A 21,057-nucleotide genomic window follows, 5' to 3' on the forward strand; every position below is an offset into this window, starting at 1 on the left:
TACTAACACCATAACCAATCTAAATTTACAACTTTGATCTTGTGTAGCATGGGCAATCCAAACCTGGTCTTAAAACCAATTATTTTTTATGATAAACTCCTTTAAATAGAGATCTTAACTTTTTATGATCCTTGTCATAGATCTCCCAATGCTGCAATACCGTGCCATCTTTTCTTAATGTCCACGTAATTTGATGGTAGAAAAAAGGAATCTTTTGCCCTTTTTGTAAGGTACTCTTTAAAATCATCTTATTTTTTTCAGGCTTACCTTTTAAAACTAATTGCGATCCTTGATTATCTACCCATAATTGATTCCATGTTTCATCTTTTCGATCGTAATAATTGAAGCTTGTTCCCGTAGATCCCGTGGCAGATGTCCAATTTTCTTTGATAGCACATTTATCCTGAATCTTATAGATCTTATTTTCACCTACTGTATTCCCTAAAGTATCTTTCACGACCCAATCGCCTACCCAGAAATCGAATTTAGTGTGATTCTCTGTACAGCAGTTACATTTAGTTTTTTGAGTTTGTGCTTTAATTGATGAAGTAGATACTAATAATAGTATCATTAAAATAGTAGTTCTCATATATGTTTTTCGTTGATTATTAATTGTATTCAAATAACGTAAAACAGCATCATGAAACTGTTAATCTTTATAAGCATTAACGGGTTTTAACAACCTTTAACACGAAAGCAGCTATGCATTTTGATCTCTATATACGGTCGGAGTAACACCATTAAATCTCTTAAACGCTTTGTAAAAAGATACTTTATTGTTGAATCCAGATTGATAGGCAATACTCTCCATGGTATAATGTTGCACCTCGGTTTTGAGTAACTTTTCAGATTCTTTAACTCGATAATGATTAATAAAATCAAAGAAATTGGTATTATAATGCTCATTAATCACCTGAGATGCATGATGCCTCGGTATTTCCAACATTTGTGCAAGATGCATTAATCGTAAATCACAATTTAAGTAAGGTCGTTCAGTAGCTATAATCTCTTCAAGTTTTTCTTTTAGAATAGAAGACTCTTCTTTACGCAAACCTGTTTTTTTATACTTAACAAAAGGTAATGTGTCTTTAATAGATTTACCATTAAAGACAGCTGGATATATATTTACTAAATAAGAAATGATACCGATAAATATAGCGGAACATATGGTAATCATATAGTCATGCTCTACCTTTAGAATACCCGTTAGCATCAATATTTCATAGACAATAAATGAGAGGGTAAATCCAATAAAACCGATAATCGTCCAATGCACCCAGAGATTTAATTCTTTATCATTTTTAAAGGCTCCTTTAAATTTTTGGTAAATAACTATAGTATAGATTAGTAATAGTAATACCAATACTTGTTCTAAATAGGGTACCTGAATGATGTAGTCTAAAGATCTTCGTTCCGAAAACACCTGATATTTTATCGATGGCTTTAAAAAGTAAAAACCACTATGTAATACCATGACAAAGAGAAACGGAATAAAATGTACAGCATCTTTTTTAGTCAATGGTTTTTTACTTACGATCGATCTAAGGTATAGATAAAACAGACCTCCATATAAACTTAATGGCACGAAATAAGACATATGGAAGAATGCATAAAGTCTCGTTTCTAGTTGTGACCAAAATAAGATGTTGAAAAACACATTAAAAGCGAACATGAAGATCAAAATAGCAAACAGCTTATTGAATTCCTCTTTCTTAAAAAAGAATATTGTTGACAGTACAAACCCTAGTAAAGAAAACAACGATAATATGATAATCCATGCATTCATAACTAATAATTATCTACATCAATAATAAAACGAATAGGCCTAAAGTCACTGACAGCTTGGAAAGTATTCTTTATCTTTTCAACATGCCCTTTTGTTTTTCCTAACGATTGTTTTGGAGGAATCTTAATCATTACATTTTTTATGTACTGATTTCGAATTCGAGAAACTGCAGGAGAGGATGGACCCAAGACGTGTTCTCCAAAAACATTCTGCAATGCTTTAGCTAACCAGATAATTCCAGCATCTACTTTCTGGTAATCTTTGTGTTTTAGTGTGATTTTAATCAAACGATAATAAGGAGGGTAGTGATACTGCCAACGGTCTTGCAACTGCTCCTTATACATTTCAGTATAATTTGTGATCGACACTTGCTGCAATATTTGATGATATGGGTTATAGGTCTGAATGGCTACACTGCCTTGTTTTTTTGAACGCCCTGCCCTACCCGATACTTGCACCATCAATTGGAAAGCCCTTTCATGTGCTCTAAAATCTGGAAAGTTTAACATCATGTCGGCATTGAGAATTCCAACCAATGAGACATTATCAAAATCCAATCCCTTAGACAACATTTGAGTTCCTACTAAAACATCAATTTCTCTAGCCTCAAAAGCACCTATAATCTTTTGATATCCATATTTCCCTCTAGTAGTATCTAGATCCATTCGTCCAATAGTATACTGAGGAAATAGCTCCTTCAATTCTAATTCTATTTGTTCTGTACCAAAACCTTTGGTATCAAGAGCTGCACTACCACAGGCACCACAACTATTAGGCATCGCTCTCTGGTAGTTGCAGTAATGACATTTTAATTCGTGCTTGTACTTGTGATAGGTTAAGCTTACATCACAATTAGGGCATTGTGGTGAGGTACCACAGGTTTTACATTCTACTACAGGTGAAAAACCACGTCTATTTTGAAACAAAATAACTTGTTCTTTTTCTTCTAATGCTTCCGAAATCATTTTTAGTAGCCTATCCGAAAAATGACCATTCATTTCCCTCTTTCGATGTTTTTCCTTGATATCGATTAATTCTATTTTTGGCAGCTGTACTTCTCCATATCTTCTATTCAACTCAACGAAACCATATTTACCTTCCTGTGCATTAAAGTAACTTTCAAGTGATGGAGTTGCAGAGCCTAATAGTATTTTTGCTTGATGCATTTTACTCAAAACAATGGCAGCATCTCTTGCATTATATCGAGGCGATGGCTCAAATTGCTTATAAGAAGTTTCATGCTCTTCATCAACCACAATAAGGCCTAGATTAGAAAAAGGTAAAAATATGGAAGAACGAGCTCCTAATACTATCTGTGCCTTCGGTTTGTTTTCTAGAACATTGTTCCAGGCCTCCACGCGCTCATTCATGGAATATTTTGAATGAAACACTGTGATAAAATTACCAAAGTAATTTTGTAAGCGAGAAATGATTTGTGTAGTTAACGCAATCTCTGGTAAGAGAAACAATGCTTGTTTTCCTTGTGCTAATACTTCTTTGATCAGTTTTGTATATACTTCTGTTTTTCCAGAACTTGTAATTCCATGCAGAAGCGTAATCTCTTTTTCTTCGAACGATTCCCGAATTTCCTCTAAAGCTTTTTCTTGAAATTCATTAGGTTCTTTAAGTTGGTTGGTTTCTCCTTGATAGGAAACTCTATCCGTTTGAACATGATAAAACTCCAAAATATTTTTATCCACTAAAGCCTTGATAATAGCAGAAGAAACACCAGATTGTAATTCCAGTTCTTTTGACTTAATAGGCTTCTTAGCAGCATTCATCTGAAAGAAACATAATAATACTTCTCGTTGTTTTTTTGCCCGTGATACAACTTCTAACAAATATTCTAAAGAATTCTCGTTCGCATAATTAGGATGCAATCGAACATATTTGACCAATTTTGGTTTGTATTGCTCGTAAATTTCTTCCTTTATATATACAGCCGATTTATTGATCAATTCATTGATAATAGGTAGTACTTTTTTCTTACCGAGAATATCTGCGATCTGATGAATTGTAAGTTGTGATTGGTGCTGTAAAGCTTCAAAGATTAAAAATTCATCATCGTTCAACAATGCTTCCTCAGTAAAGGTTGCATTCTTATATATGATGGTTTCACTCTCTAGTAAAAAAGCGGAAGGTAAAGCGGCTCTGTATACATCACCCAAAGGACACATATAATAATTGGATATCCATTGCCAATGCTGCAATTGAACCTCGTTTACAATAGGTGCATCATCTAATATTTGATGAATTTCTTTAGCTTCATATAGCGTAGGTGGATCTTGATGAATTTTCAAAACCAACGCCGTATATATTTTTGCACTTCCAAAAGGAACTGCTACCCTACATCCTGCTTGTAAAAAATCAGCCTCTGCTTTCGTTACACTATAACGAAAGGTTTTCTGAATAGGAATGGGTAATATGACGTCTATGAAGTCTGTCACTTCGAGTGATTTTGTAAATTTATTTGCAAAATTGTATCGAGAAGTCTTTGTTAATTGGTTCTCGATATAAAATTGCTTTGCAATTTCACTCGAACTGACCATCTCTTTATTACACCAAAACTACAGAATTTTTAGTACATTGTATTCAGAATTTATAAACAAAAATGTCTGTATTAAATTGGAAGAAAAAAGGAGAGTTTATCAATGTTTTTGGGCATTCTATTTTTGTGATCGATTCAAATACACTATCTAACACTTCCAATAATACTAAAGATGTTCTAGTGCTTCTTCATGGCTATCCAACTTCGAGCTATGACTATTATAAAGTATTACCTGACCTAGCGCAACAGTACCGTGTAATCATGCATGATCACTTAGGTTTTGGCTTTTCAGAGAAGCCTTTAGACTATTCTTATTCGTTAATAGAGCAGGCAGATATTGCCTTGCAGTTATGGAAACAGTTGGGCTTAAAGAAAGTAACCTTATGTGCTCATGATTACGGTACCAGCGTTGCTACTGAAATTTTAGCAAGGGATAACATGGAAGAACTAACCATAAAAATAAAACAGCTGATCCTTTGCAATGGCAGTATGCATATTGAATTATCTCAATTAAGAACCATTCAAATATTATTAAAGAATAAATGGACTGGTAAATGGGTTGCCAAATTAACCAACTACCCTATTTTCAGAAGGAATCTACGAAACGTGTTTTTTGACAAGCGGAAAGTTTCAGAAGTAGAATTGCAAGATATGTGGTTCCAACTGGAATATAATAATGGCCGAAAAGTAATCCATTTATTGAGTAACTATATTAACGAACGTTATTATTTCTGGCATCGTTGGATTGGAGCATTAAAAGAATCCCAAATACCTACAAAAATTGTGTGGGCAAGGAATGATCCTGTAGCGGTTGCTGCTATTGCCTCATTATTAGCTACAGAAATTCCAAATAATGCCTTACACTGGATAGAAGATACAGGGCATTTTCCTATGTTGGAGAATCCTGAAGAATGGAAAAGGTATATTTTAGATAAATAGATTATTTTTATAAAAACTTGTGAATTATGAGCTTAGAACTTTGGCTTTCCTTTGTAGGAACTGTGTTAATTATAGGAATTACACCTGGACCTAGCGTGTTATTAGCTACAGCTAACAGTATGAGTTACGGCTCTAAAAAAACAGTAGGAACCATTTTAGGAGATCTAACAGCAAATAGCTTGCAGATCATCTTATCCTCTTTAGGGTTAGCTTCTCTAGTTATTTCATCGGGAGAGGTCTTTGGAATTATCAAATGGATTGGGGTTGGGTATTTGATCTATATGGGGATATCTAAAATTATTTCGAAACCAGTTGCAGGAGATTTTCAACAAAAAAAGAAATCACGCAGTTTTCTTAAGCTGTATCAAGAAGGGTTCTTTATGTCTGCTTCTAATCCGAAAGCTATTGTATTCTTTGCGGCACTATTCCCTTTATTTATTAATGAACAATTCGCCTTCGTTCCTCAAGTTGTAATTTTAGGCGGCACCTATTTAGCCATCGATGGAATTTGCTTATTCATATATGTAAAATTTGCATCTAAGCTGAAACAATACTTAGAAGACACAAAGAAAGTACATCTTCAAAATAAGATTATTGGCAGTTTATTGATTTTTAGTGGTGTGATGCTGTCTTTAGTGAAAAGAGCAAACGATTAGTCCTCCGCTTCTTCCTTGTTTTTTTTCAACTTTCTAGAACCTTCGTACAATTCGTACTTTACAAAGCGACATTCTAGATCTGCATTCTTCAATGGAATACGTTTAGACGTGCGCAGGCCCACATGTTTTAATGCTTGAATATCGGAAGTGATCAACCATGCGGTAGAATTAGGATAATTGTGTTTTAAGGTATCTCCTATCTTTTTGTAGAACTCGTCAGTATCAATATTTAAACGTTCACCATACGGTGGATTAAATAAGATAGTAGTATTTCCAAATACTTCTTTCGTAGAGTTAAAAAAGTTCACATGATGTACACCAACAAACTCATCTAAATTAGCATTGATAATATTTTGTTTTGCTTTTGAAACGGCTGATGGTGCCTTATCAAATCCCATGATTTTAAAATGAGAACTCTGAATTTTCTTTAATAAAGCGTCTTGAATGATAAAATAAAGATCTTCGTCATAGTCCTTCCAGTTTTCAAAAGCAAAATGTTTACGGTTAATATTGGCAGGAATACGATTTGCAATCATCGCTGCTTCAATCAAAATAGTACCAGAACCACACATAGGGTCAATAAAATTTTCATCACCTGTATATCCAGATAATAAAACCATTCCCGCAGCCAACACTTCATTAATAGGTGCAATATTAGTTGCACTTCTATATCCACGTTTATGTAAAGAATCTCCAGAAGAATCCAGTGAAATTGTACACCAATCTTTCTGAATATGTACATGTACTTTTACATCTGGGTACTTTAGATCTACATTAGGCCTTTTACTGTACTTATGTCTAAAATAATCTGCAATAGCATCTTTAGATTTTAAAGAAATATAATGTGAATTTGTGGTAAAGTTCTTCGAATTCACAACCGCTCCAATGGCAAAAGTTCCATCTACCTCTAGATATTTTTCCCATTTTATCTTTTGAATAGCTTCATATAGATCTTCTTCATCGTATACTTTACAGGTTTTTATGGGTTTTAAGATCCTAACTGCGGTACGCAAAGCAATGTTGGCTTTATACATAAACCCTTTATCTCCTCTAAAGGAAACACTTCGTATACCCACTTTTACTTCTTTAGCGCCTAGTTTTCTAAGTTCATCAGCTAACACCTCTTCTAGTCCGAAGAGTGTTGTAGCCACCATTTTAAAGTCTTTATTCATCCCTTTGCTATTGTGATGCAAAATTACATTTTAATTTGAGGTAGTCTAGTATCTTACAATATCATTTTAACATCTGTAAGAAAAACGTATTTTTGCCTACTTACAAGTATGAAAGAAACAGATTGGTTTACTTCTTGGTTTAACACTCCTTATTATCACATTTTGTATAAAGACAGGAATGATAAGGATGCACAGGTATTTATGCGCAATATTACTTCATTCCTACAATTGCCAAAGGGAAGTCATATTGCAGACATTCCTTGTGGTAAGGGTCGTCATTCAGTATACTTAAATTCTTTAGGCTATAATGTTACAGGAGGAGATCTTTCTGAAAATAGTATTGCATATGCCAAACAATATGAAAATGAGACATTACGCTTTGCTGTAAAAGATATGCGTGAACCTCTTAAGAACAAATATGATGCGATCTTTAACTTATTTACAAGTTTTGGTTATATTGAGGATGATGCAGAAGATATTTTGATCTTAAAGAATCTAAAAAACGGATTAAAAAAAGATGGTGTGTTAGTGTTGGATTTTTTAAATGTTGAAAAAGTTCGTAAAACCATCGTAACCAATGAAGTGAAAATTGTAGACGGAATCATTTTTAGCATTCAACGAGAAATTGTCAACGGTTTTATTAAAAAACACATCTCCTTTGAAGTTGATGGAGAATCGCATGCCTATACAGAACATGTCAAATACATTGATCTGGAAAAAATGAAAATATACTTTAGTGAAGCTGGACTGCAGATCGATCATGTTTTTGGAGATTATGACTTAAACCCATTTGACGGAACCACTTCTAACAGATTAATTTTAGTAGCCTCATGACGATATTGTATCTAATCTTATCGGTAGCTGTTGGTGCCGTATTTGTTTTAATTGCAAAACCAAACGAAAAGATTACCAGAATTCTCTTGGCCTTTAGTGGTGCATATCTGTTATCGGTTACTGTGCTACATTTACTTCCTGAAGTATATCAACATACGACAAATACCAAAATGATCGGTATTTGTATTATCTTAGGTATTGTATTACAGTCTATTTTAGAGTCCTTTTCTAAAGGTGCAGAGCATGGACATATTCATTATCATGGTGACGGTAAGAAGTTCCCTAAACTTTTATTTATAAGTTTATGTATTCATGCCTTCTCTGAAGGTTTACCTATTCATCATGCAGGAGACAATCTGTTGTGGGCTATTGTTGTACATAAAGTACCTATTGCTATTGTACTGACAAGTTTCTTGATCTCTGCAAAGTTCTCGACTAAAACCACCATCTTATTTATTACCGTTTTTGCTTTAATGAGCCCCTTAGGAGTATATCTTTCTGAACATATGCAATTGTTCGAACAATACATTATGGAGATTACTGCCGTTATTATTGGTGTCTTTTTGCATATCTCTACCATTATTCTTTTTGAAAGTACAGAGAATCACAAATTCAATCTACAAAAGTTTATTGCTATTCTAGCTGGTATTTTGCTGACGATCTTCTTAGTATAGTTTTTTCTACTTATATTTAGGTACTAACATTTACCTACTTGTAGGTATACCTAACCCCCAATTTTCTTTTGACTTTTGGAAAACTATTAATCTTTAAATCAATATTAACTATGAGACAAACATTGTTTCGGAATTTTAAACCTGGTGAAGCAAATAAGTACCCAAAAAATTTCGACATTATTACCGTAGAGAGTTATCACAATATCTCTAAAAAAGAAATTCATTTGGAAATACCTATGCCAAATAAACGATTTAAGGTTTTTTCAGCTTTAAATACATCTGGATCACACGGGAAACAAATTACCATTATCATAAATGACGGTACACCCAACAGGTATAGAGTTCCAGGTGCAGCAAAAAAATTTATGCTTGAGTTTGATTTTGGTTTTGATGACCTTTTAAACAGTGAACATAACCCATTAATAATTGATGATGTTGCTCAGAAGTTAGATGTCGTAATTATACATGATGACATGACCATATTCATGGATACCGAAGACAGAAAAGCGCACTATGATAAATTAGCAAAAGAAAATACGCATTTTGATAAGGACAATTTCAATTTTGAAGAAGAGCCAAAAGAATCTGGAGGAGGAGTTATTATTGGAGGACCATAAAAGCAAATGAGAAATACATTGAAAAAGAACACTATTTTATTGCATATCTGTTTGTTATTTTTTACGACAAACATGATATGCAATACGCTTACACAACAAATAACAAAGGCCCCAAAAGATTCAGCTGGTTTTTATTTTAAAAAAGCTGAAGCACTCAATGACCTGAACAAGCATTCGGAAGCTTTCAATCTTTTCATAAAAGCAAAAAATATCTATCGTATTTATGATGATAAGGATAGTGTAGCAATTTGTAATTTGCGTCTTTTTAGGCAATGTGACGGGCAAAATGATTTAGAATATGACTGTAAGTCTTTTTTAGATGCCTATAATAAAAGAGCAAAAGAAAAAAAAGACACGCTATGGTTAATCTTTGCAAATTATAATTATGCAAGCCTTTATTTTAATAAGGATCCTGAATTATCAGCTGCCTACTATCATAAAACACTTTCTTTAGGTAAAAAGATTGGAAGGAAACAAACTATAGCTGGTGTTTATGCAAATTTAGCTTTACTATACACAGAAACGGCTCCCGATTCGGCAAGCTACTTCTTCAAAGAAATACTACAACTATACACGGAAAAGAACCCAAACGAATTATTCTCGTCTTACATAAATTATGCTAATTTTTTTCAGAAAAAAGGGCGGCATAATGAGGCGATTGTTCAGCTTAAAAAGGCTGAAAAAATAACACCTGATAGATTTCGATTAAATCTAAACAAAGTACTTTTCTTAAAATTCGCTGAATGTTATAAAGAGATTGGCAACTATAAACAGGCTTACTTTTATACAAATAAGTATAATGAAGTTAAAGACAGTATTAATAATACTGCACAGAATATTGCTATCGCGGAATTAGATGTAAAATATCAAACTGCTGAAAAAGAAAAGCAAATTTTGGTAGAACAACAAAAGAAAAGGCAAAACAGAAACTTGTTTATTGGCGCAGTGGGCTTTATAGTTCTAGGTGGTTTCATTACTTTTTTGATGCTGAAAAACTCCAAAAGAAAAAGGCTAATAGCAGAACAAGGTAAAGAACTGGAAACTCAAAAAAACCTAACTCTTTTAAAAGAACAAGAGATTAGTACTATTAATGCCATGGTAGAAGGGCAAGAAAAAGAACGGAAACGAGTTGCTGAAGATCTGCACGATAATTTGGGAAGTGTTTTAGCTACCTTAAAACTACATTTTGAAAACTTACGAATTAATAAGAAAAGACAAAAGGTAGATCAAGATCTGCTATTTGATAAAACCGAGAATCTCATTGATGAAGCCTATTTAAAAGTACGAAGTATTGCCCATGCCAAGAATTCAGGCGTTATTGCGAATGAAGGGTTGTTAGTAGCAGTTCAAATGATGGCAGACAAGATTTCTTCGGCAAATAAGATTTCGATCGAAGTAGTGCATTTTGGTTTGGATACTCCTTTAGAAAATAGCCTGGAGATCGCTGTTTTTAGAATCATTCAAGAGTTGACGACTAACATATTAAAACATGGTCAGGCTGCTAATGCTACTATTAACGTATCGCGTCATGATGCTATGTTAACTATTATTGTAGAGGACAATGGTATTGGCTTTAATGTAAACGAAATAGATCTTAAAACTGGTATGGGATTACATTCGATACGGACCAGAATAGAACATATCAAAGGAGAATTGATCATAGATTCTACGCAAAATAAAGGAACAACTATTATCATTAATATTCCAATTGAATAATACCTATATAAAGGTATTCCCAATGTTTATTTTGGTCATACCTTTGGTTAAAAGAAAAGTATGATTACAATTATAATAGCTGAGGATCATCAAATGCTGATTGATGGAGTTACGTCTTTCTTCGAATATGATGAAGATATTAACATCATTGGTACTGTTAATAATGGTGAGGAATTAGTTAAGTTGACTTTATTAAAACAACCTAAACTAGTTATTACTGATATACGAATGCCCATTATGGATGGTATTCAGGCTACCCGAAAGATCAAAGAAAAGTATCCTCATATAAAGATATTGGCTATGACGATGTTTGATCAACCAGAAGCGATTAAACAAATGCTAGATGCTGGAGCAACAGGGTATATTTTGAAGAATTCAGGGATTAAAATGCTTTCTAAAGCCATACAAGTTGTTGCCGAAGGCGAAACATTCTTCGACCCAAATGTAGCCTTCAACTTTATGAACGATTACATAGAGGGTAACGTAAATGTTGGGAAAACAGAAAAGGTTGTGTTGTCAAATAGAGAGAAAGAAATATTGCAATTAATAGCCAATGGTAAAACCTCCAAAGAAATTTCTGAAAGCTTATTTATCGCCAAAACTACGGTAGATACGCATCGCAAAAATATGATTCGAAAATTGCAACTAACTAACGGAAATGAATTGGTAAAGTATGCAATTGATAAGAAGTATCAGTTTTAGTTCGCAACCTCGCTAATAAATTTAATACGCATTAAGCGTAATTCCTCATCATCGTAATCTCCATCAAACTCGTCCATCGCTTCTTGGATCTTGTCAGTTTCAGCCTCCATAAAATAATCATAGATCTCTTCTTGTTGATCTTCATCAACCAAATCCTCTACAGCATAGTCAATATTTAGCTTGGTTCCAGAATAGACAATGGCTTCCATTTCTTTAATGAGTTCACTCATTTCTAAGCCTTTAGATTTGGCAATATCCATTAATGGAAGCTTCCTATCCGTATTTTGAATGATGTATAGCTTTAAACCAGAATTAACTCCAGTACTTTTTACGATAAGATCATCCGGACGCATGATATCATTCTCATCTACATAGTTCGCAATAAGCCCGATAAACTCCTTTCCGAATTTTCTAGCCTTCCCTTCTCCTACTCCATGAACCGTTGAGAGTTCTTCTAATGTGATTGGGTACTTTAACGCCATATCATCTAAGGATGGGTCCTGAAAAACTGCAAATGGAGGAACTCCTTGTCTTACAGCAATTTTCTTTCGAAGCTCCTTTAGCATTTTGATCAATTTCTCATCTGCACTAATACTAGCTCCTTTTGTATTTGTAATAATATCTGAGCTATCTTCTTGCGAATAGACATGATCTTCCGTCATCATAAATGACTTAGGGTTCTCTATAAATTCCCTTCCTAATGGTGTTAATTTTACAACGCCGTACTGTTCAATTTCTTTTTTGATGAAATCTACCACTAATATTTGCCGTAGTAAAGCCATCCAGTAAGGGCCTGTTTTATCTTTTCCTATACCAAAGAAAGGTTGCAAATGTGTTTTATGGGAGTTGAGCATAGCATTTTCTTTCCCAATCAATGTGTTCACTACTTCTTTTGGTTTGTATTTCTCTTTGGTGTCTCTTACAATGGACAATAGTTTTACAACATTATCTTTAGCTTCATGCTGACTCTTTGGATTTCTACTATTATCATCCATATCAGCCCCTTCACCATTGACTTCGTCAAACTCCTCACCAAAATAGTGTAACAAATACTTACGCCTATTCATGGAAGTTTCTGCGTACCCAACAACTTCTTGCAATAAAGCATGACCTATCTCCTGCTCTGCCACAGGTTTACTAGCCATAAATTTTTCAAGTTTCTCTATATCCTTATAAGCATAAAATGCTAAGCAATAACCTTCTCCATCATCTCTACCAGCTCTTCCGGTTTCCTGATAGTAACTTTCTAAACTTTTCGGAATGTCATGATGGATAACATATCGAACATCTGGCTTATCTATCCCCATCCCGAATGCAATAGTAGCTACAACAACATCACAATCTTCCATTAAGAACATATCTTGATGTTTTACTCTCGTCTTTGCATCCAATCCTGCATGATACGGAACTGCTTTTATTCCATTCACTTGTAAAATTTGAGCAATCTCCTCTACTTTTTTTCTACTCAGGCAATAAATAATTCCAGATTTCCCTATACGTTGCTTTACAAAGCGGATAATGTCTTTTTCAACGTCTTTGGTTTTAGGCCGTACCTCGTAAAACAAATTAGCTCTATTAAATGACGCTTTAAACGTATTAGCATCTGTAATACCTAAGGTCTTTAAAATATCTTCTTGCACCTTTTCTGTAGCGGTAGCAGTCAAACCAATAACAGGTACATTATCTATCTTTTTTATAATGTGACGTAGATTTCTGTACTCAGGTCTGAAATCGTGTCCCCATTCTGAAATGCAATGGGCTTCATCTATGGCCACGAAAGAAATTTTTTGAGATTGCAGAAAAGTTACATATTCTTCTTTTATCAAAGATTCGGGAGCTACATATAATAATTTAGTAATTCCTTCTTCGATATCACTTTTCACCTGAGCTACCTCCGTTTTATTTAAAGAAGAGTTTAACACATGAGCGATTCCTCTATTTTCTGAAATACCACGAATAGCATCAACTTGATTCTTCATCAAAGCGATTAACGGCGAAATAACGATTGCTGTGCCCTCTTTCATCAAGGCGGGCAACTGATAACAAAGAGATTTCCCACCTCCTGTTGGCATGATCACAAAAGTATTATGATTATCTATAACACTCTTAACAACATCTTCTTGAAGACCTTTGAATTGATTAAAGCCAAAGAACTTCTTTAAAGGACTGTGTAAATCCATTCTACATCTATATATTTTTTTATCCTTAGATAATTAAAATGAAACAACACAAACGAAAGGCAAATGTTTGGGGTCAAGTATTTTTGTAGTAATTTTGCTTTGTTTGATTAATTAAAGATATAACTTTTTTTTTACTGCTAAAAAATCAACTATTGAAAAATTTAAAAAATAGTATCGCTATTGCTAAGGAGACCATTTTAATGGAAAGCAATGCGATTGCCAATCTCACAAATCTTATTAATGAAGATTTTGAAAATGCTATTGAATGTGTTTTAAATTCTAAAGGTAGACTAGTAGTTACAGGTATTGGTAAAAGTGCTAATATAGCTGCTAAAATTGTGGCTACCTTTAACTCAACAGGTACACCTTCTATATTTATGCATGCTGCTGATGCAATCCATGGAGATTTAGGAATCATACAAAAAGATGACGTTGTGATTTGTATTTCTAAAAGTGGAAATACACCAGAGATAAAGGTATTAGTTCCTTTGATTAAAAATTCTAAGAATAAAATTATTGCGATTACTGGAAATGCAGATTCTTTTTTAGGTAAAAATGCCGACTTCACCTTAAACTCTTATGTAGAAAAGGAAGCTTGCCCTAATAACCTGGCCCCTACTACAAGCACAACGGCACAGTTAGTTTTAGGTGATGCCCTAGCTGTTTGTCTGTTAGAGTTAAGAGGGTTTTCTAGTACAGATTTTGCAAAATATCATCCAGGAGGAGCCTTAGGAAAACGTTTGTACTTAAGGGTTTCTGATTTGATCAAGGACAATCAATTACCCAAAGTGACTGAAGATAGTACCATTGCCGAAGTAATCGTAGAGATGACAGAAAAGAGACTTGGTGTTACGGCGGTTCTATCTGAGGACAATAACATCTCAGGAATTATTACAGATGGTGATATACGAAGAATGTTAACAGCACAATCTGATATATCTAAGTTAGCAGCTAGAGATATTATGGGTAAGAATCCGAAATTAATCTCGTCTGATGCTATGGCCATTGAAGCTTTAGAAACATTGGAAAATAATAATATTTCACAAATTTTAGTTACAAATAGTAACAAGGACTATGTAGGTGTTGTACATTTACATGATCTTATTAAAGAAGGTATATTTTAATGGCAGAGAGTGAAGGAAAAGAAATGTCGTTTCTGGCACATTTAGAAGAGCTACGATGGCATTTAGTGCGAAGTTTTATTGCAATAGTACTTGTGGCCGTTGCAGTTTTTATTTTTCAAAAGGATATTTACGAAAACTTTCTATTGGCACATAGAGACCCTAATTTCCTTACCTATAGAGCGTTTTGTAATTTCTTTTCTGCTTTTGGTGTTGAAAGTGGTTTTTGTAATGTTGAGTTTAGTGGTGAGCTCCAGAGTTTAAAAGTTACACAACAATTTATGAATTCTATTTGGACCTCTTTAATATTGGGTCTAATTGTTGCATTTCCATATGTTTTATGGGAGATTTGGCGATTTATTGCTCCTGGCCTTCATGAACAAGAGGTGAAAAAATCTAGAGGATTTATTCTAATCGCTTCCTTATTATTCTTTGTCGGAGTGCTATTCAGCTTCTTTGTCATCTTACCAATGTCTGTGTATTTCTTTTATAACTATGAGATTACAGATATGATCCAGAATCAATTTACAATGGATTCACATATTGGATTAGTAACCAATACGCTTTTGGGAGTAGCAATTATGTTTGAACTTCCTGTTATCATTTATTTTTTATCTAAAATAGGATTGGTAACTCCCGCGTTTTTGAAAAGATATAGAAAGCATGCATTGGTATTGGTATTAATATTAGCTGCCATTATAACTCCACCCGATGTAGCAAGCCAAGTAATAGTATCTATTCCTATATTGATATTGTACGAAATAAGTATTAAAGTATCTAAACGAGTAATTAAAAATCAAGAAAAGAAGTATGGCAAATAAAGTAGAGGAATTCAATGCCTATCGTCAAAAGATGAATGAGAAGATTTTAGGTGATGATAACAAGGTCCTAAAAAGGATTTTTAACCTTGATACAAACGCTTTTAAAGAAGGTCACTTACCTGTTAAGACAAAGGAATTGTTAGGTTTGGTAGCTTCGGCTGTTTTACGTTGTGATGATTGTATTGCTTACCATTTAGAAACCTCCTATAAAAATGGGGTCACTAAAGAAGAAATGATGGAAACATTATCCATTGCTACTTTAGTGGGTGGAACCATTGTTATACCACATTTAAGAAGAGCAGTTGAATACTGGGAGGCTCTAGAAGAAAACGATTTATAAGTTTTTTAAGAAGCTGATAGTTATCAATCATTATATTTGACCTATGATTTTAAGAGCAGATAATATTCAAAAGATTTATGGAAGCAGAAAAGTTGTAAAAGGCATTTCTTTAGAAGTTCAGCAAGGAGAAATCATTGGACTATTAGGTCCTAACGGAGCTGGAAAGACTACTTCGTTTTACATGATCGTTGGAATGATCAAACCAAATGGTGGTAATATCTATTTGAATGATGAAGAAATTACTGGATACCCAATGTACAAACGTGCAAAAAAAGGGATTGGTTATTTGGCACAAGAAGCATCCGTTTTTAGAAAATTATCAGTAGAAGACAATATTATGTCGGTGCTACAATTTACAGGACTGTCTAAAAAAGAACAAAAGATCAAACTGGAATCTTTAATTGAAGAATTCAATATTGGTCATGTTCGTAAAAATAGAGGAGATTTGTTATCGGGAGGTGAACGAAGAAGAACAGAAATTGCACGATGTCTTGCTTCTGATCCTAATTTTATATTACTAGACGAGCCCTTTGCAGGTGTAGATCCCATTGCCGTTGAAGACATTCAAAGCATTGTTGCGCATTTAAAAGATAGAAATATTGGAATTCTTATTACCGATCATGATGTACAGGCCACTTTGGCTATTACCGACCGAACTTATTTGATGTTTGAAGGAGGTATTCTAAAAGAAGGAACTCCGAGAGAATTAGCAGATGATGAACTCGTTAGAAAAGTCTATTTAGGAAAAGATTTTGAATTAAAAGAGAAAAGAACATTCTAGTCATTCATGTCGTGAATGTTGGTTTTAGGTAAAGAAAATTCGAAACACACTCCCTCTTCCCCATTACTTCTTTTATTTAAATGTATTTCGCCTCCAAACCGATTAATGATAGACTTTACAGTTGCCAAACCAATACCTGTGTTTTTAATACTGCTATCATCCAATGTTTCGAACATGATAAATACTTTATCCCAGTATTTTTTTGATATTCCAGGGCCATTGTCTTCATAAATAAATTGATATTCATCTTTAGTTTCATTGAAAGAAACAATCACTTCGCACTTCTCTTTATCATTAAACTTTTTAGAGTTCGTCAATAGATTTTGAAATATTTGAACAAAAGCAATTTTAGAGTGCGCCATATTCGTGTCGGTATTGTTAAAATTCATCGCAATCAATTTCTCGACATCGCAGTTCTTAAGTACGTTATTAAGTAAAGATTTAAGGTTGAACTCTTCAAAATGAATGCTTGAATTTGTAGCTTTTGTATACTCCAATATCTCTTCGATTAATGTGTCCATATATACTGCCCTAGAAGAAATTAAATCTATCCATTCCTGTACCTCTGTATTCTTAAATAATTCATAATGGTCTTGCTTGATGAAATCCACTAAAGAGTTGATTCCCCTTATCGGAGTTTTCAAATCATGTGTCAATCTATAGGCGAAATGATTCAACTGTTCATTTAAACGGGATATCTCTTTATTAGCCCTTTCAAGCCGAATGTTCTTCCTTCTCAACTCTAGTTGGCTCATTACTTGTTGTGCCAATGCTTTTAGCGACGTTTTCTGCCCTTCCGTTAAGGATTCTCTCGGTTTAGTATCAATAACACACAACGTTCCCAAAGAGTACCCTTCAGGCGTATTTAGAGGAGCCCCAGCATAAAAAATAACATGAGGTTCTCCTGTGGTTAAGGGATTGTCATGGAAGCGTTCATCTTTTGTTGCATCCGGAACAATAAAAAGTTCATCTGGCTCTAAAATACTGTGCGCACAAAATGCATAATCTCTAGGTGTTTCTGAAGCGCCTAAACCATGGTGAGATTTAAACCATTGTCTGGTAGGGTCGATTAAAGAGACCAACGCTATAGGAGTATCACAAATTTCTGAAGCTATCTTGGTAATGGTATCATACTCTTCTTCAGGAATTGTATCTAAAATATTATAACTATATAAGGCTTCTAGTCTTTTTTCTTCGCTTTTAGGAGGGGTTGCCGGTTTCATGAGGAGGATTTATTTGAGGTATTCTGAAGTATTGAAAGCAATACATATAATACAATGATCAAAGGTACAGCTAGATATTGTAATGTAATAATAAGTATTAATGAAGTAAAAAGAAGTATATACTTCATGATATTTTCCCTGAACCCAAATTTTTTAAACTTTAAGGAGAACAAGCGAATATTTACATTCATTAAAACACTTAGGATTATAGAGACACTAATTAAGAAGTAATTATTGAATACCAAATTCTTTACGAACTCGATAGTCGTGTATTCATAAATAATTGGTAAGGAAATTACAAACAAACTCATTGCCGGCGTTGGCAGACCAATAAAGGACTCTGACTGCCTAGTATCAATATTAAATTTTGCCAATCGATAACCAGCGGCAAGCGTTAATAGAAAACATGAAAAAGCCATTAATATTCCCATAGCAGATAAGTCTGTATCTCCATGCTGGATTGTCTCTTCATAAAATCTAAACATAAGAATTCCAGGAACCACTCCACTAGTCACCATATCCGCTAAAGAGTCTAATTGTTTTCCCAGTTCTCCTTGCACTTTAAGAATTCTTGCTAAAAATCCATCAAAAAAATCAAAAATAATTCCAATTACCACGAGTAAAGCTGCTGCCTTATAGTTACGCTCAACAGCGGCCATTGTAGCCAATGTACCGCAAAATAGATTTCCTAATGTAAATAGATTGGGAATGTGTTTTTTAAGATTCATTTGGTAGATTTGATATCGCTAAAATAAGAAATCCTTTTAGGAGGCTTTTAAATTCATTATTTTTTAATCATATTTGTTTGTTAATTGCTTGAATTTTAAAGAAAATGCCAATACTCACATCTGACTTTTATCCTTCATTACCTTTTAGAAACGGGCACTTTAATACCGTATATAGACCTTTGTTTATGAAGGAGAAGCACGATTATGAACGTCAGAGAATCACTACCTGGGATAAAGATTTTATTGATCTTGACTTTTCTTTTGTAGGATCTGATACGTTAGTTCTATTAATTCATGGATTAGAAGGAAGTTCAGAATCTAAGTATATGGTTTCTGCGACTTCTGAACTTAATAAAGCAGGTTTAGATACTGTTTGTTTTAATCTAAGAGGTTGTAGTGGAGAAGACAACTTATTGCTTTCTACATATCATAGTGGAAAAACAGAAGATGTGGATTTTGTGGTAAAGCATTTATTACACCATTATACCTATAAGAAATTGGTTATTGTGGGTTACAGCTTAGGAGGCAATCTAACGTTGAAATATATGGGAGAATATGCAGACAGGGTTCCTGCAAAGGTTAAGGCGGCAATTGCGGTCTCTGTACCCATTGATCTTGCATCCTCTGGCAGAGAAATGAGTACTTTGAAAAATAAAATTTACATGGAAGAGTTTTTAAAAACACTTCGATTAAAGGTATTAGAAAAGGCCCATAAGTTCCCTGAATATAAATTAGATAAATCAGCGTTGTTTAAAGCGAAGATATTTAAAGATTTCGATGCGCTATATACTGCTCCGGTTTTCGGGTTTAGTAGTCCAGAAGATTATTGGGAAAAGGCAAGTTCTAAGCCTTATTTATCTTTCATCAAGAAGCCAACGATATTAATAACTTCTTTGGATGACCCTTTTTTATCTAAAGAATGTTACCCTTATGAAGAAGCTGATTCTTCCGAGTATTTCTTTTTAGAGGCAACTAGATATGGCGGTCATGTGGGGTATATTTCTTCATTCAAACAAAAAGACAATCGGTGGTTAGAACAACGGATGTTAGATTTTATAGAAGAGAATGTATAAAAAAGGCAATATCTATAGGAAACAGAAGTTTATTCAAATATATATTCAGATATTTGTTTTGATTCTTGTGGTATGATCAGAAATAAATTAACACTACTTTTTATAATAATTCCAGCGCTTATTTGTGCACAGGCTTTTAGAAATTATTCGAATGAATTTTTGAACATTGGTGTAGATGCTGCAGCACTAGGAATGAGTAAATCTGTGGTTGCAACTTCTAATGATGTGAATGCCATCTATTGGAATCCTGCAGGGTTGGTAAACATTAAAGATTATCAAGGCTCATTGATGCATGCCTCCTACTTTGCTGGAATTGCAAATTATAACTATGCGGCTTTTGCTATGCCATTGGATGGTGAAAGTGCTTTAGGGTTTTCTATTATTCGCTTTGGTGTAGATGATATATTAAATACTACCGAATTAATAGATAGTCAAGGAAATATAGACTTTAATCGAATTAGCCTATTTTCTGCAGTAGATTATGCATTCAACATAGCCTATGCAAGGAACCTCATTTTTAAAGACATATACTTTGGAGTGAATGCAAAAATTGTACGACGTATTATTGGAGATTTTGCCTCTTCATGGGGTGTGGGTCTTGATGCCGGAATTCAATTCGAGCGCAATGATTGGAGAGTTGGTTTAATGATTCGAGATATTACCACTACCTATAACGTTTGGAATATTAATGAAGACGAATTTGCCAAGATTCAGAATGCTATTCCAGGACAAAACCAAGAATTACCGGAAACAACAGAAATTACAAAGCCTAAAGTCCAATTTGGTGTAGCAAAGAAATTTAAAATTGGTCGTTATTTCAACTTACTATCAGAAGTTGATTTGAACGTACGTTTTGCTCAGACCAATGATCTTATTTCTACTAGTTTTGCAAGTATTGACCCGGCAATTGGTTTTCAATTAGATTATGAGAATTTTGTCTTTTTAAGAGCCGGCGTGGGTAATTTTCAAAATACTACAGAATTCGACGGTAGCAAATCACTTTCATTGCAACCAAATTTTGGTGTGGGGTTTACCTATAATGGAATTCAAGTAGACTACGCTCTTACGAACATAGGTAGTGTTGGAAATGCATTGTTCTCAAATATTTTTTCTGTTAAAATTGACTATAGTTTCTTTAGACGTTAA

At 33.9% G+C, this 21,057-nt stretch carries 20 protein-coding genes; 13 read left to right on the top strand and 7 right to left on the bottom strand.

Translation table 11 applies throughout. From position 1 onward, the window contains the following. Window positions 1-79 precede the first annotated feature (79 nt). From RQM59_RS05870 to priA, 3 genes are all read right to left on the bottom strand, one after another. Complete coding sequence (locus RQM59_RS05870) at window positions 80-589, bottom strand: hypothetical protein (protein WP_349241153.1); 510 nt, start codon at window positions 587-589, stop codon at window positions 80-82. 111 nt (window positions 590-700) lie between these two features. Continuing rightward, window positions 701-1,786 (bottom strand): AraC family transcriptional regulator, encoded by a 1,086-nt coding sequence (locus RQM59_RS05875; protein WP_349241154.1) that lies wholly within the window; start codon window positions 1,784-1,786, stop codon window positions 701-703. A gap of 2 nt (window positions 1,787-1,788) precedes the next feature. Next, window positions 1,789-4,233, bottom strand: coding sequence for a replication restart helicase PriA (priA, locus tag RQM59_RS05880; protein WP_349241155.1), 2,445 nt, complete (start codon window positions 4,231-4,233; stop codon window positions 1,789-1,791). A 164-nt stretch (window positions 4,234-4,397) separates the two neighbouring features. On the opposite strand from priA, the gene RQM59_RS05885 reads away from it, so the two are divergent. Continuing rightward, complete coding sequence (locus RQM59_RS05885; protein ID WP_349241156.1) at window positions 4,398-5,273, top strand: alpha/beta fold hydrolase; 876 nt, start codon at window positions 4,398-4,400, stop codon at window positions 5,271-5,273. Between the two features lie 26 nt (window positions 5,274-5,299). Then, window positions 5,300-5,929: a LysE family translocator gene (locus tag RQM59_RS05890; RefSeq protein ID WP_349241157.1), complete on the top strand. Its 630-nt coding sequence runs from the start codon at window positions 5,300-5,302 to the stop codon at window positions 5,927-5,929. Here the strand turns inward: RQM59_RS05890 and RQM59_RS05895 are convergent. Continuing rightward, the gene (locus RQM59_RS05895) at window positions 5,926-7,101 is read right to left on the bottom strand and encodes a THUMP domain-containing class I SAM-dependent RNA methyltransferase (RefSeq protein WP_349241158.1); all 1,176 of its coding nucleotides are present in this window, start codon (window positions 7,099-7,101) and stop codon (window positions 5,926-5,928) included. The genes RQM59_RS05890 and RQM59_RS05895 overlap by 4 nt on opposite strands. 108 nt (window positions 7,102-7,209) lie before the next feature. On the opposite strand from RQM59_RS05895, the gene RQM59_RS05900 reads away from it, so the two are divergent. From RQM59_RS05900 to RQM59_RS05920, 5 genes are all read left to right on the top strand, one after another. Further along, the gene (locus RQM59_RS05900; RefSeq protein ID WP_349241159.1) at window positions 7,210-7,935 is read left to right on the top strand and encodes a class I SAM-dependent methyltransferase; all 726 of its coding nucleotides are present in this window, start codon (window positions 7,210-7,212) and stop codon (window positions 7,933-7,935) included. Further along, window positions 7,932-8,609: a ZIP family metal transporter gene (locus tag RQM59_RS05905; protein ID WP_349241160.1), complete on the top strand. Its 678-nt coding sequence runs from the start codon at window positions 7,932-7,934 to the stop codon at window positions 8,607-8,609. The genes RQM59_RS05900 and RQM59_RS05905 overlap by 4 nt, the downstream gene beginning before the upstream one ends. Window positions 8,610-8,719: 110 nt before the next feature. Then, window positions 8,720-9,226: a hypothetical protein gene (locus RQM59_RS05910; RefSeq protein ID WP_349241161.1), complete on the top strand. Its 507-nt coding sequence runs from the start codon at window positions 8,720-8,722 to the stop codon at window positions 9,224-9,226. 72 nt (window positions 9,227-9,298) lie between these two features. Beyond that, a complete protein-coding gene (locus RQM59_RS05915) occupies window positions 9,299-10,942 on the top strand; it encodes a sensor histidine kinase (protein ID WP_349241162.1) in 1,644 nt (547 codons plus the stop codon). A gap of 60 nt (window positions 10,943-11,002) precedes the next feature. Then, a complete protein-coding gene (locus RQM59_RS05920) occupies window positions 11,003-11,644 on the top strand; it encodes a response regulator (RefSeq protein WP_349241163.1) in 642 nt (213 codons plus the stop codon). On the opposite strand, the gene RQM59_RS05925 is transcribed toward RQM59_RS05920, so the two are convergent. Beyond that, on the bottom strand, window positions 11,641-13,824 hold the full coding sequence (locus tag RQM59_RS05925) for a RecQ family ATP-dependent DNA helicase (RefSeq protein ID WP_349241164.1): 2,184 nt from the start codon (window positions 13,822-13,824) through the stop codon (window positions 11,641-11,643). The genes RQM59_RS05920 and RQM59_RS05925 overlap by 4 nt on opposite strands. Window positions 13,825-13,976: 152 nt before the next feature. On the opposite strand from RQM59_RS05925, the gene RQM59_RS05930 reads away from it, so the two are divergent. From RQM59_RS05930 to lptB, 4 genes are read left to right on the top strand one after another with little or no spacing between them, the layout of a single operon-like run. Further along, entirely contained in the window at window positions 13,977-14,948 is a 972-nt protein-coding gene (locus tag RQM59_RS05930; RefSeq protein WP_432208131.1) for a KpsF/GutQ family sugar-phosphate isomerase, read from the top strand. Further along, on the top strand, window positions 14,948-15,766 hold the full coding sequence (gene tatC / locus RQM59_RS05935) for a twin-arginine translocase subunit TatC (RefSeq protein ID WP_349241165.1): 819 nt from the start codon (window positions 14,948-14,950) through the stop codon (window positions 15,764-15,766). The genes RQM59_RS05930 and tatC overlap by 1 nt, the downstream gene beginning before the upstream one ends. Beyond that, complete coding sequence (locus tag RQM59_RS05940) at window positions 15,756-16,106, top strand: carboxymuconolactone decarboxylase family protein (RefSeq protein WP_349241166.1); 351 nt, start codon at window positions 15,756-15,758, stop codon at window positions 16,104-16,106. The genes tatC and RQM59_RS05940 overlap by 11 nt, the downstream gene beginning before the upstream one ends. A gap of 43 nt (window positions 16,107-16,149) precedes the next feature. Continuing rightward, entirely contained in the window at window positions 16,150-16,887 is a 738-nt protein-coding gene (gene lptB, locus RQM59_RS05945; protein WP_349241167.1) for an LPS export ABC transporter ATP-binding protein, read from the top strand. On the opposite strand, the gene RQM59_RS05950 is transcribed toward lptB, so the two are convergent. Together RQM59_RS05950 and RQM59_RS05955 are read right to left on the bottom strand one after the other, a co-directional pair. Then, the gene (locus RQM59_RS05950; RefSeq protein WP_349241168.1) at window positions 16,884-18,110 is read right to left on the bottom strand and encodes a sensor histidine kinase; all 1,227 of its coding nucleotides are present in this window, start codon (window positions 18,108-18,110) and stop codon (window positions 16,884-16,886) included. The two genes, lptB and RQM59_RS05950, sit on opposite strands and share 4 nt — an antisense overlap. Then, the gene (locus tag RQM59_RS05955) at window positions 18,107-18,838 is read right to left on the bottom strand and encodes a CDP-alcohol phosphatidyltransferase family protein (RefSeq protein ID WP_349241169.1); all 732 of its coding nucleotides are present in this window, start codon (window positions 18,836-18,838) and stop codon (window positions 18,107-18,109) included. The genes RQM59_RS05950 and RQM59_RS05955 overlap by 4 nt, the downstream gene beginning before the upstream one ends. 104 nt (window positions 18,839-18,942) lie before the next feature. On the opposite strand from RQM59_RS05955, the gene RQM59_RS05960 reads away from it, so the two are divergent. Then, entirely contained in the window at window positions 18,943-19,911 is a 969-nt protein-coding gene (locus RQM59_RS05960) for a YheT family hydrolase (RefSeq protein ID WP_349241170.1), read from the top strand. Between the two features lie 72 nt (window positions 19,912-19,983). After that, entirely contained in the window at window positions 19,984-21,057 is a 1,074-nt protein-coding gene (locus tag RQM59_RS05965) for a putative type IX sorting system protein PorV2 (protein WP_349241171.1), read from the top strand.

Origin of the sequence: Asprobacillus argus (assembly GCF_032248395.1) — a bacterium.
GTDB classification, from domain to species: Bacteria; Bacteroidota; Bacteroidia; order Flavobacteriales; family Flavobacteriaceae; genus Polaribacter; species Polaribacter argus.